Annotated in this window: 13 protein-coding genes; 12 read left to right on the plus strand and 1 reads right to left on the minus strand. The window is 58.8% G+C overall.

Going from position 1 to position 12,455, the window contains the following annotated elements:
• Position 1 precedes the first annotated feature (1 nt).
• The gene (gene urtA, locus J7380_RS07800) at positions 2-1,282 is read right to left on the minus strand and encodes an urea ABC transporter substrate-binding protein (protein WP_209195228.1); all 1,281 of its coding nucleotides are present in this window, start codon (positions 1,280-1,282) and stop codon (positions 2-4) included.
• A gap of 360 nt (positions 1,283-1,642) precedes the next feature.
• Here urtA and J7380_RS07805 point away from each other — a divergent pair, with 360 nt between their 5' ends.
• The 12 genes from J7380_RS07805 (at position 1,643) to J7380_RS07860 (ending at position 12,399) form a co-directional block, all read left to right on the plus strand.
• A complete protein-coding gene (locus tag J7380_RS07805; RefSeq protein ID WP_348539089.1) occupies positions 1,643-2,497 on the plus strand; it encodes an urease accessory protein UreD in 855 nt (284 codons plus the stop codon).
• A gap of 1 nt (position 2,498) precedes the next feature.
• The gene (locus J7380_RS07810; protein ID WP_152460019.1) at positions 2,499-2,801 is read left to right on the plus strand and encodes an urease subunit gamma; all 303 of its coding nucleotides are present in this window, start codon (positions 2,499-2,501) and stop codon (positions 2,799-2,801) included.
• A gap of 15 nt (positions 2,802-2,816) precedes the next feature.
• Positions 2,817-2,978, plus strand: coding sequence for a hypothetical protein (locus J7380_RS07815; RefSeq protein ID WP_209195229.1), 162 nt, complete (start codon positions 2,817-2,819; stop codon positions 2,976-2,978).
• Positions 2,975-3,280 (plus strand): urease subunit beta, encoded by a 306-nt coding sequence (locus J7380_RS07820; protein WP_209195230.1) that lies wholly within the window; start codon positions 2,975-2,977, stop codon positions 3,278-3,280. The genes J7380_RS07815 and J7380_RS07820 overlap by 4 nt, the downstream gene beginning before the upstream one ends.
• Positions 3,280-4,989, plus strand: a complete 1,710-nt coding sequence (gene ureC / locus J7380_RS07825) for an urease subunit alpha (protein ID WP_209195231.1) — start codon at positions 3,280-3,282, stop codon at positions 4,987-4,989. The genes J7380_RS07820 and ureC overlap by 1 nt, the downstream gene beginning before the upstream one ends.
• 121 nt (positions 4,990-5,110) lie before the next feature.
• The gene (locus tag J7380_RS07830) at positions 5,111-5,335 is read left to right on the plus strand and encodes a DUF1127 domain-containing protein (RefSeq protein WP_209195232.1); all 225 of its coding nucleotides are present in this window, start codon (positions 5,111-5,113) and stop codon (positions 5,333-5,335) included.
• Positions 5,336-5,363: 28 nt separating this feature from the next.
• Positions 5,364-5,816: an urease accessory protein UreE gene (locus J7380_RS07835; protein ID WP_209195233.1), complete on the plus strand. Its 453-nt coding sequence runs from the start codon at positions 5,364-5,366 to the stop codon at positions 5,814-5,816.
• The gene (locus J7380_RS07840; RefSeq protein WP_247742459.1) at positions 5,782-6,450 is read left to right on the plus strand and encodes an urease accessory UreF family protein; all 669 of its coding nucleotides are present in this window, start codon (positions 5,782-5,784) and stop codon (positions 6,448-6,450) included. Before J7380_RS07835 ends, J7380_RS07840 begins: the two co-directional genes overlap by 35 nt.
• On the plus strand, positions 6,447-7,106 hold the full coding sequence (gene ureG / locus J7380_RS07845; RefSeq protein ID WP_209195234.1) for an urease accessory protein UreG: 660 nt from the start codon (positions 6,447-6,449) through the stop codon (positions 7,104-7,106). The genes J7380_RS07840 and ureG overlap by 4 nt, the downstream gene beginning before the upstream one ends.
• A 644-nt stretch (positions 7,107-7,750) precedes the next feature.
• Positions 7,751-9,259: an FMN-binding glutamate synthase family protein gene (locus tag J7380_RS07850; RefSeq protein ID WP_209195235.1), complete on the plus strand. Its 1,509-nt coding sequence runs from the start codon at positions 7,751-7,753 to the stop codon at positions 9,257-9,259.
• A gap of 84 nt (positions 9,260-9,343) precedes the next feature.
• On the plus strand, positions 9,344-11,017 hold the full coding sequence (locus J7380_RS07855; RefSeq protein WP_209195236.1) for an acetolactate synthase large subunit: 1,674 nt from the start codon (positions 9,344-9,346) through the stop codon (positions 11,015-11,017).
• On the plus strand, positions 11,014-12,399 hold the full coding sequence (locus J7380_RS07860; protein ID WP_209195237.1) for an aldehyde dehydrogenase family protein: 1,386 nt from the start codon (positions 11,014-11,016) through the stop codon (positions 12,397-12,399). Before J7380_RS07855 ends, J7380_RS07860 begins: the two co-directional genes overlap by 4 nt.
• The last annotated feature ends 56 nt before the right edge of the window (positions 12,400-12,455 follow it).

Here is a 12,455-nt window from a genome sequence, read left to right on the forward strand (position 1 = left end):
TTTAGTAGTTCGACAGCGTCTGAACGCAGGTCTTGGTCTCGGTGTTGTACATACCGCAGCCCAGCTCTTTCCAATCCGAGATCAGAACCGCCGATTCCGGCAGGAAGTCGGTCCAGGCATCGCCCGGCACGACGTCAGTTTCGCTGATGATGTCGAACTGGCCGTCTTCCTGAATCTCACCGATAAGAACCGGTTTCGCCAGATGGTGGTTCGGCAGCATGACCGCCGTACCACCGGTCAGGTTCGGGAATTCCTGGCCGTACATCGCGGCGCGCACATCGTCGACTTCGGTCGAGCCCGCTTCGGTCGCGGCGTTCACCCACATGTTGAAGCCGATATAATGCGCCTCCATCGGGTCATTGGTCACACGCTCGTCGCCCATGGTGGCTTTCCATGTTTCGACGAATTCAGCGTTTGCTTCGGTGTCCGCCGACTGGAAGTAGTTCCATGCAGCCAGGTGGCCCACAAGGTTTGCAGTATCCAGACCGGACAGTTCTTCCTCACCAACCGAGAAGGCCACGACCGGAATGTCATCCGCCGAAACGCCCGCAGCGGCCAGTTCTTTGTAGAAGCCGATATTCGCGTCGCCGTTGATGGTCGAGATCACGCCGACTTTCTTGCCATCCGCGCCCAGCGCGACAACGTCGGCCACAATCTTGGACCAGTCGGAATGGCCGAAGGGTGTATAGTTGACGAAGATATCGTCATCCGCGATGCCTTTGCCCTTCAGATAGCTTTCCAGAATGTTGTTGGTGGTCCGCGGGTACACATAGTCGGTGCCCAGCAGAGCAAATTTCTCGACGCCCAACTCGTCCAGGAAGTAGTCCGTCGCAGGGATCGCCTGCTGGTTCGGCGCGGCGCCGGTGTAGAAGACGTTTTTCGACGATTCCTCGCCCTCGTACTGTACCGGGTAGAACAGCAGGCCGTTCAGTTCTTCGATCACCGGCAAAACCGATTTACGGCTGACGGAGGTCCAGTTGCCAAAGATCACATCCACCTCATGCACGGTCAGCAGCTCGCGCGCTTTTTCCGCGAAGAGCGGCCAGTCGGATGCGGGGTCGACCACAACCGCCTCAAGCTGTTTGCCCAGCAGGCCACCCTTGGCGTTTTGCTGGTCGATCAGCATCAGCATGGTGTCTTTCAGCGTGGTTTCCGAGATCGCCATGGTACCCGACAGCGAGTGCAGCACGCCCACCTTGATCGTGTCTTCTTCGGCCAATGCGGCGGTTGCCATGGCTGCAAAGACAAGCGAACCGGCAAGTGTGGATTTGAGAGATGTCATAAAGATCCTCCTGGCAGGGCGCAGGTGAGGGCTTGCGCAGCAGCGCGCCTTTCTTCTACCTGATCCCCGCAACTGTTGTTGCGTTCCGTGTGGCGGTTGTGTCCGAGGTCCAATTCGCGCAGCCGTCACACACCCTCGGGGGTCGTCCCCGTGGTGGGCACCCATACGGTTTCTGCATCGCAGAGAATTTGGCAAATGGTTGACAGATCATTTCCCTCGATCCGTCGTATTTGTTTAATTTTAAGGCAGTCGTTAACGTGATCGCCTAAAAATTAATCCGTCGCACCGAAACACCACCCAAATCCGACACGGAAGAATAGAGTTCCGACGCCCAAACGGTGAAACAGGCGGCAGAACAACGTGATCCGCAGGTGCCCCATTACACATCATGCCTCGATATTGCCCACGCAGGCTGCGCAACCGCCGCGCGCACAGGGTGCGATTCGGCTGAGTGCCAAACGATTGGGCAAAACCTCGGTTCTGGATGGGTTCCGGCAGTCAGGCTCTTTCAAATGCCTGTTCCCGCGCACCGATGGTGACGCGTTAGACGCTGTACTGCTGAACACCGCTGGCGGGATCACCGGAGGCGACACGTTCCGCTTTACCGGCCACGCGGGCAAAGACACGACCCTGACCCTGACCACCCAAACCTGCGAGCGCGCATACAAGGCCAAACCCGGCCCCTCGGGTCAGATCGTGAACCACCTGAGCGTAGCGCCGGGCGCGCGGCTGAATTGGCTGCCGCAGGAAACTATTCTGTTTGATGGCAGTGCGCTGGATCGCCGGTTGCAGATCGACCTTGCCCCGGATGCCACCGCACTGATGGTGGAACCGCTGGTCTTTGGTCGCATGGCGATGGGCGAGACCCTGACCGATATCCGCCTGCGCGACCGGATTGAGATTGTCCGCGATGGCACCCCCCTGTTTCTCGACGCGATGCAATTCACCGGTGATCTGCACGCCCATCTGTCCAAACCGCATATTGCAGGCGGTGCGGGGGCGATGGCGCTGGTGGCCTTTGTCTCACCCACAGCCGAGGGCCAAATCGGCCCCATCCGCGAGATGTTGCCTGACACCGCCGGAGCCTCGCTGATCCAGGACGATCTGCTGGTGATCCGGGTGCTTGCCGAGAACAGCTTTACCCTCCGCCGCACGCTGATGCCGGTGCTGCGGCGGCTGAACAATGACACGCTTCCCCGATGCTGGATGATCTGACATGAACCTGACCCCCCGTGAAAAAGACAAACTGCTGGTCGCCATGGCCGCCGAGGTCGCCCGCAAGCGGCTGGCCCGCGGCGTCAAGCTGAACCACCCCGAGGCGATCGCGCTGATCACCGACGCCGTGGTCGAAGGCGCGCGTGATGGCCGATCCGTGGCCGACATGATGCAGGCCGGGGCCGAGGTGATCACCCGCGCGCAATGCATGGAAGGCGTGCCCGAGATGATCCACGAAGTTCAGGTCGAAGCCACCTTCCCCGATGGCACCAAACTGGTGACCGTCCACAACCCCATTCGCTGACAAAGGAACCCTGACATGACCCGTATGCTCTTTCCCGCACTGATCCTCGCCGGTCCCGCAGCGGCCCACAACGGCACCCATATCCACGCGCATGGCTCGGATTATGCCACTTTGGGTGTTGGTCTGGCCGTCGTCGCGCTGGCCGCCGTCGCAGTGATGGTAAAGCTGAACAAATGATCCCCGGAGAGCTGTTCCCCGCCGAGGGTGAGATCACCCTGAACGCAAGTGCCGAGGCGATCACCCTGATGGTCGCCAATACCGGCGACCGCCCGGTTCAGGTCGGCTCACACTATCATTTCGCCGAAACCAACCCGGCGTTGGATTTCGACCGCACTGCCGCGCACGGGCTGCGTCTGGACATCGCGCCCGGCACCGCAGTGCGGTTCGAACCCGGTCAGGCGCGCAAGGTCTCGCTGATCCCCATCGGGGGTGCGCGCAAGGTTTACGGGTTCAATCAAAAAGTCATGGGGTCGCTCTGATGCCAGCAACACTCAAACGTTCTGACTATGCCGCAATGTTCGGCCCTACCACTGGCGACAAGCTGCGGTTGGCCGATACCGATCTGGTGATCGAGGTTGAACGCGACCTGACCACCTATGGCGAAGAGGTCAAGTTCGGCGGCGGCAAGGTGATCCGCGACGGGATGGGGCAGTCTCAGGCCACGCGGGCCGAGGGGGCCGTGGATACGGTCATCACCAACGCGCTGATCGTCGATCACTCGGGCATCTACAAGGCGGATGTGGGCCTGAAGGACGGGCGCATCGCCAAGATCGGCAAGGCTGGAAACCCCGACACGCAGCCCGGCGTCGATATCGTCATCGGCCCCGGCACCGAGGCCATCGCGGGCGAAGGGCGCATCCTGACCGCGGGCGGGTTCGACAGCCATATCCACTTTATCTGCCCGCAACAGATCGAGGACGCGCTGCATTCCGGCCTGACCACCATGCTGGGCGGCGGCACCGGCCCGGCGCATGGAACGCTGGCCACCACCTGCACCCCCGGCCCCTGGCATATCGGGCGGATGCTGCAGGCTGCCGACGCGTTTCCGATGAACCTGGCCTTTGCGGGCAAAGGCAACGCCTCGCTGCCCGCCGCGCTGGAGGAACAGATCAACGCGGGTGCCTGCGCCCTGAAACTGCATGAGGATTGGGGGACGACGCCTGCCGCCATCGATTGCTGTCTGACGGTGGCCGACGCGATGGACGTGCAGGTGATGATCCACACTGACACGCTGAACGAATCCGGCTTTGTCGAAAACACCGTGGGGGCCATGAAAGGCCGGACGATCCACGCCTTCCATACCGAGGGCGCAGGCGGCGGTCATGCCCCGGACATCATCAAGATCTGCGGCGAAAACCACGTTCTGCCCTCCTCGACCAACCCGACGCGCCCCTTCACCGTGAACACGGTTGAGGAGCATCTGGACATGCTGATGGTCTGCCACCACCTCGACAAATCCATCCCCGAGGACGTGGCCTTTGCCGAAAGCCGCATCCGGCGTGAAACCATCGCAGCCGAAGATATCCTGCACGACATGGGTGCATTCAGCATCATCGCGTCCGACAGTCAGGCCATGGGTCGGGTCGGAGAGGTTTTGATCCGCACATGGCAGACCGCCGACAAGATGAAGAAACAGCGCGGCCGCCTGCCCGAGGAAACCGGTGAAAACGACAATGTGCGCGTGCGCCGCTATATCGCGAAATACACCATCAATCCGGCCATCGCCCACGGCCTGAGCCATGAAATTGGCAGCATCGAAGAAGGCAAACGCGCCGATCTGGTCCTGTGGAACCCGGCCTTTTTCGGCGTAAAACCCGAGATGGTCTTGCTGGGCGGCACCATCGCCTGCGCGCAGATGGGCGATCCGAATGCCTCAATCCCCACCCCGCAGCCGGTCTATAGCCGTCCGATGTTCGGGGCCTATGGGCGCTCGGTCGAGCATTCGGCGATTACATTTGTCTCGGGCGCGGCGCAGGCCGCAGGGATTGGTGATACACTGGGGCTGGCAAAGCAAACCGTTGCGGTAGAGAACACCCGCAATATCGGCAAAAGCGACCTGCTGCTGAACAACGCCACACCGCAGGTTGAGGTTGATCCCGAAACCTACGAAGTCCGCGCCGATGGCGAATTGCTGACCTGCCAACCGGCCGAGGTTCTGCCGATGGCCCAGCGGTACTTTATGTTCTGACCAATATTTGCGCTGCGTTGCCGCATTTGCAACGCGGCCATGACCAAAAACCCACTACTCAATGAGGCTGACATGACACATTTTCAAGCTCATGGGAGGACCAACGGAAACGAGGGTCCAAATGGCACATTCAGCAACTCATACCCCGACGCGGTTCTCGCTATTCGGGCTGATCGCAAACTTCGCAACACGCGTCAATTCCGCGCTGGCCCGCATGGCAGAAGCCCAGACACGGGTTCGGCAAGTCGAGTTCCTGCAATCGCTCAGCGACGAGGAACTGCACAAACGCGGCCTGACCCGCGACCGGATCGTTCACAGGGTGTTTGCGGACTCGATCTGGCTCTGACCGCACGCGCTGCAGAGGGGGCCAAACTATGACCGCCCTGCTCTGCACTGCGCGTCGATACAGTGACCATACGCACGGTGATCCCGCTGATCACCTGTCGCTTACCTACGAGGACCGTTTTCTACGTCGCAAAGTTCTGACTTGCGACAGCGGCGAACAAATCCTTATTGATTTGTCCCAGACCACATCACTGGACCATGGCGGCGCATTGGTTCTGGAAGACGGGCGCGAAGTTCTTATTCAGGCCGCGCCTGAGGCGCTGCTTGAGGTCACATCCGACGATCTCACCCGCATCGCGTGGCATATCGGCAACCGCCACACACCGTGTCAGGTCGACCCGGATCGCCTGCTGATACAGGTCGATCACGTCATCCGCGACATGCTGTTGAAACTGGGGGCAACTGTGCGCGAAATCCGCGAGCCTTTCACCCCCGAAGGTGGTGCCTATGGCCACGGCAGGACCCATGGCCACGCCCACTGACGCCGATATCCTGACGCTGACGCAATGGCTGTCGCCCGCATATCCTGTGGGCGGCTTCGCCTATTCCCACGGTCTGGAATGGGCCATTGAAAGCGGCAGCGTTTCCTCGGCCGCCGAAACGGGGGATTGGATAGCCGATGTGATCCAGCACGGCTCGGGGCGCACTGATTGCATCTTTCTGGCCGCTGCCCACGCTGGGTCGGCGGATGCGATTGCTGAAATCGACAGGCTGTCGCGCGCTTTTTGCCCCTCGTCCGAGCGTCTGATGGAAACGCGCCTTTTGGGGGAAGCGTTCAGCACTGTCACTGCAGAAATATGGTCAGTTGACCTGCCATCCCTGACCTATGCCGTGGCTCTGGGCTATGCCGCAAAACTGAACGGCCTGCCTCTGCCGCTGACGGCACAGATGTATCTGCAAGCGTTCATGTCCAATCTGGTCGCATGCGCAATGCGTCTGGTGCCCTTGGGACAAACCGAAGGCCAACGCCTGATCCGAGATCTGACCCCGTTATGTCAGCACGTGGCAACGGACGCTCTGGATGCGACACTGGACGATCTGACGTCCACAGCTTTCCTGTCGGACATTGCGTCGATGAAACATGAAACCCAATATTCAAGGATGTTCCGAACATGACCAGCATGAACGGCCCTCTGCGCGTGGGCATTGGCGGCCCTGTCGGCGCAGGCAAAACCACGCTGACCGCAGCACTGTCTGAGGCATTGCGCGACCGTCTTTCGATCGGTGTAATTACCAACGATATCTACACCCGTGAAGACGCCGAGGCCCTGATGCGGATGCAGATTCTGCCCCAAGACAGGATCATTGGTGTCGAAACCGGCGGCTGCCCGCATACAGCAATCCGCGAGGACGCCTCGATCAATCTTGCGGCCGTGGCTGAAATGCAGGCCCGGCACCCCGATGTCGAAATTGTTCTGATCGAAAGCGGCGGCGACAACCTATCCGCCACCTTCAGTCCGGAATTGGCGGATGTGACGCTCTATGTGATTGACGTGGCTGCGGGCGAGGAAATCCCCAGAAAGGGTGGCCCCGCGATCACCAAATCCGACATCCTGATCATCAACAAAACCGACCTTGCGCCCCATGTCGGTGCATCGTTGGACGTCATGGACCGCGACGCGACGAGGATGCGCAACGGGCGGCCGTTTGTCTTTGCATCTCTGAAACAGAGACAGAGCGTCGACAGGATTGTGGACCTGCTGGCGCAGATAGGTGGATTGAACCTGTCATCAAGCTCAGATGCGCAACAACCCGTGGTTCAGAATGCGTAACCTCTGACACTGCGAGACGCGCGACAGGTTCGCGGTTTCAGAACCTATTGTTCTACCAGTTTTGCGGCGTCTGCCCAAAAAAACGTCGGGCCGAAACGAATTCAGCCCGACGTTGGAGCATCAGCTGCCCTGATTGCGAAAGCTCTCTTCGAACTCTTGCGTTTGATTTTCTGCGCTGCCGCCGCTTGGACCTTCGCAGGCGGCCACGAAGAGTATGCTGGCAGTGATGAGGACGGCTCGGATCATTTTGGTGGCCTTTGCATTGAGGACGTGGACATAAAAAGTGTGAGTGCTTTTGCGTAACACAGCGCGGTACGACAGCGGGTCAAACCTGTGTGACCGTTCTGTGAGCAAACACGATCCGGCGGAGCCTGCGGCGCTTAAGCTTTGAGCACTAATCCCCACAGATGTGTGCGCACTGCTCATCAGCTAAGAAAAAACAAAAATGTTCTGGGAAACAGAGACCAATTTAAAAGTGAACAGGCTTTCGTCATCACGGCTTTGTTGACGCTTATTAGCAAAATCGTGATTGCTGCTGGAACAAAGACTCGGAACGCCCAATCTAGGTTGCATCCTTATTCTTCGACTTAGAAGTCCGCTTGATCCTGGCGAATTTTGGTCGACCCCAACAGACGAGCCAAGCCATGTCGCAATTATCAACGTCCCTCCTTAGCATTTTGGAAATCCTGTCCTTGGTTTTTGTCTTTGCTGTCGGACTTGCAGTTCTATGGGTTGTCGTCGCCTACTTTCGGGACAAGACACAAACGGAAAGTACACTGCGACGGAACTATCCGGTTGTGGCCCGGTTCAGGTATTTCTTTGAACATATGGGGGAATTCTTCCGTCAGTATTTCTTTGCCCAGGACCGCGAGGAAATGCCATTCAACCGGGCGGAACGATCCTGGGTTTACCGGGCCGCAAAGAACGTGGATTCTACCGTAGCATTTGGTTCGACACGGGATCTGCGCCCCACGGGTACCGTGTACTTCGTCAACTGTCCCTTCCCGACACTGGAGCAGGATGCGCAAGGGCCGTCGGCTGTTACAGTTGGACCCTATGCGCGCCACCCCTACACGACGGATTCAATCTTCAACATTTCCGGCATGAGCTACGGTGCGATCTCGATCCCTGCCGTGCGGGCGCTGTCCCAGGGGGCGAAGAAAGCGGGCATGTGGATCAATACCGGCGAGGGCGGTCTATCGCCTTATCATCTGGAAAGCGGTGCGGATGTCGTATTCCAGATCGGCACCGGCAAATTCGGGGTGCGCAAACCCGAGGGTGGGTTTGACGAGGGCAAGTTGCGCACTGTCGCGGCCCATGATGCGGTGAAGATGTTTGAAATCAAGCTGAGCCAAGGCGCCAAACCCGGCAAAGGCGGCATCCTTCCCGGCGCCAAAGTGACCGAGGACATCGCCGAAATCCGCGGGTTGCAAGTAGGTCAGGATGCGATCAGCCCGAACCGCCACCCAGAAATCGACAGCGTGGGCGATCTGCTGGATATGATCGCTTATGTGCGCGACATCACCGGCAAGCCGGTCGGCTTTAAAGCGGTTATAGGGTCGTATGGGTTCTTTGACGATCTGTGCGCCGAGATTTTGAAGCGTGGGCCAGAAAGCGCGCCGGATTTTGTGACCATCGACAGCTCGGATGGCGGTACCGGTGCGGCCCCGATGAGCCTGATTGACAACATGGGGATGCCACTGCGCGAAAGCCTGCCTCTGACTGTAGATATGCTGAAGAAGTACGGGCTTCGCGACAGGGTCAAGGTTTGCGCCAGCGGCAAAATGATCAACCCGTCTGAGGTGGCATGGGCCTTTTGCGCGGGTGCGGATTTTGTGAATTCAGCGCGTGGGTTCATGTTTGCACTGGGCTGCATCCAAGCCTTGCAGTGCAACAAGAACACCTGCCCGACCGGAATCACCACGCATAATACCAAGCTGCAGTTCGGCCTTGATCCAACCAGTAAATCGGAACGTGTGGCAAGCTATGCCCGGAACATGAAGAAAGAGGTTGGCATAATCGCCCACAGCTGCGGTGTGGCCGAACCGCGCCAGCTGAAGCGTCACCATGCGCGTATCGTGTTGGACAATGGCCGATCCGTTTCGATGCACGAGCTGTATCCCGAACCTGCACAATTGCAAGCAGCGGAATAACATCGCACCATTCATCTCAGTTCAATTGTGACCTTTGCCACCGCCGGATTCGTACGTGGATCCGGCGCGCTATCAGGAGACACCATGTCCGATCATTCGCAAAACGCACCGTCTGTCACAAAAGCCTCGGATCTGCTCGTCGCAGCGCTTGAGGCCGAAGGGGTCGAGTATATCTTTGCCGTACCGGGTGAGGAAAACCTGGATGTGCTGGAATCCTTGCGGACCTCAAGGATCGAGCTGGTCCTGACCCGCCATGAACAGGGCGCGGCATTTATGGCGGCGACCTACGGGCGCTTGACCGGCAAGGCGGGTGTCTGCATGGCAACACTGGGGCCAGGGGCCACCAACTTTGCGACTCCTGCCGCTTATGCGCATCTGGGCGGCATGCCTCTGATCATGATCACAGGCCAAAAGCCCATCAAGAAGTCGAAACAGGGCCAATTTCAGATCATTGATGTAGTCGGGCTGTTCGACCCGATCTGCAAAATGTCCAAGCAGATCGTTCATGGCAACACCATCCCATCCCTGATCCGCGAGGCGTTCCGCGTCGCGCAAGAGGAACGCCCCGGCGCGGTGCTGCTTGAATTGCCAGAAGATATCGCTGCTGAAGACACAACGGAACACGTGCTCGAGCCGCATCCGCGCCACTACGCTGTCGCGGGCGACACGGTCCTGAACGAAGCCGCTGAAATGATCCGGTCAGCGAAGATGCCCCTGTTGTTGCTGGGTGCCGGAGCCAACCGCAAGCACGCTCGCAGTGCGCTAAGCAAATTTGTCGAAGACACAAAGATCCCCTTCTTCAACACGCAGATGGGCAAAGGCGTGGTGGATGAACGATCCGACCTGTTTCTTGGGACGGCTGCGCTGTCGGATGGCGATTACCTGCATTGCGCCATCGAACGGGCCGATCTGATCATCAATGTTGGCCATGACGTGGTCGAAAAACCGCCCTTCTTCATGGAAGAAGGCGGCACCAAAGTGATCCATGTGAATTACAAGGCCGCGCAGGTCGATCAGGTCTATTTTCCGCAGGTCGAAGTTGTCGGTGATTTGGCACAATCCATCGCGCGGTTGGGTGATAAACTGGGCGGCCCGCTGGATTTCGACCGAAGCTATTTCCAGCGCGTCAAGCAAGAGACCGACCAGCATACATCTGAAGGTGCCGATGACCCGCGTTTCCCCGTAATCCCACAGCGTTTTGTGGCCGATACCCGCAAAGTGATGGGCGATTGCGATATCATTGCGCTGGACAACGGCATCTATAAAATCTGGTACGCGCGAAACTATCTTGCCTATCAGCCCAATACCGTCCTGCTGGACAATGCTCTGGCCACCATGGGGGCCGGGTTGCCTTCGGCCATGATGGCGGCCAAGCTTTACCCCGACCGCAGGGTCATGGCGATCTGTGGCGACGGCGGGTTCATGATGAACAGTCAAGAAATCGAAACCGCGGTTCGACTTGGCCTCAATCTGGTTGTGACCGTTTTGAATGACAGCTCATACGGGATGATCCGGTGGAAGCAGTCGCATGCGGGGTTCGACGACTGGGGACTGGAATTCAACAACCCCGATTTCGTTCAATACGCCAACAGTTATGGCGCGACCGGACATCGGATCGCACGTACCGAAGATCTGGTCCCAACCTTCGAAAAGGCGTTCCAGGCGGGCGGCGTTCACCTGATTGACCTGCCGGTGGACTACAGCGAAAACCAGCGTGTGCTGATTGATGAACTGGCTGCAAAGGTGTGCCTGATATGAGGGACACTCTGGACGTTCTCAACCCTTTTGATCTTGAGAAGATCGGTAGTGTTGCGATCAACACGTGGGATGATGTGGATTCCATGTTGGACGTGGCGCATGGTTTACACCGGTCGCGCGACGCGTGGTTGCCGGCCTTTCAGCGGATCGAGATCCTGAAAAACACAGCCCGCATCATGTCTGAACGGGCCGACGAACTGGCGATGCTGATCGCCAGTGAAGGTGGTAAGCCTTTAGTCGACGCGCGCATTGAAGTGACCCGCGCAATCGACGGGGTCGAGCTGTGCGTCCACGAGATTGGCCATATGGCTGGCAAAGAAATCCCGATGGACCTGACAGCGGCGGGCTCGGGTCGGGTCGCCTTTACACAGCGCGAACCGATAGGCGTGGTTGTCGCGGCCAGCGCGTTCAACCATCCGCTCAACCTGATCGTTCACCAAGTCGCCCCCGCAGTGGCTACAGGCTGCCCGGTGATCGTCAAACCCGCTTTGGATACACCACTGTCCTGCAAGGCATTTGTCGAGATTCTGTACGAGGCCGGTCTGCCCCAAAATTGGTGCAACCTTGCGATTTGTCACAACGATGTGGCCGAGCAGATGATCACCGATACGCGCGTTGGGTTCTTTTCCTTTATCGGCTCGGCGCGGGTAGGCTGGATGCTGCGGTCCAAGCTGGCCCCCGGAGTGCGATGTGCGCTGGAACATGGCGGGGCCGCACCCGTGATCGTGGATGAAAGCGCCGATATTGAGGGAATGATCCCACTCGTGACCAAAGGCGGGTTCTATCATTCCGGGCAGGTCTGCGTCTCGGTCCAGCGCCTTTTCGCGCCCACGGGCATCGCAGAGGACATTGCACAAAAGCTGGCCAAGGCGGCGTCCGCACTTAAGGTTGGCGATGCGCGTCAGGAAGATACCGAATGCGGCCCCCTGATCCGCCCAGGTGAAGTTGATCGCGTTGCCGAATGGGTGGACGAGGCCGTTGAGGGTGGCGCAACCTTGCTAACTGGCGGACGAAAGTTGGGCCCAACGACATATGCGCCAACCGTCTTGCTGGACCCACCCGCCAACGCTCGGGTTTCAACATCCGAAGTCTTTGGACCCGTGGTCTGCCTCTATAGCTACGACAGGATCGAGGATGCGTTCGCCGCCGCCAACAGCCTGCCTTTCGCGTTTCAGGCGGCCGTCTTCACCAAAGCTCTGGACACGGCCATGCAAGCCATCAGACATCTGGATGCAACCGCCGTTATGGTGAACGATCACTCGGCATTCCGGGTCGATTGGATGCCCTTCGCGGGACGGAGGCAATCGGGATACAACACGGGCGGCATCGGCTATACGATGCATGACATGACTCAGGACAAGATGGCTGTAATCAAGCTTTGAGGACATTGACTAGGGTGAGCAGCTGCCCGTTGTTGTGCCTGATGCGTCAGGAAAGA

This window comes from Ruegeria sp. R8_1 (assembly GCF_017743815.1).
Lineage (GTDB): Bacteria > Pseudomonadota > Alphaproteobacteria > Rhodobacterales > Rhodobacteraceae > Ruegeria > Ruegeria lacuscaerulensis_A.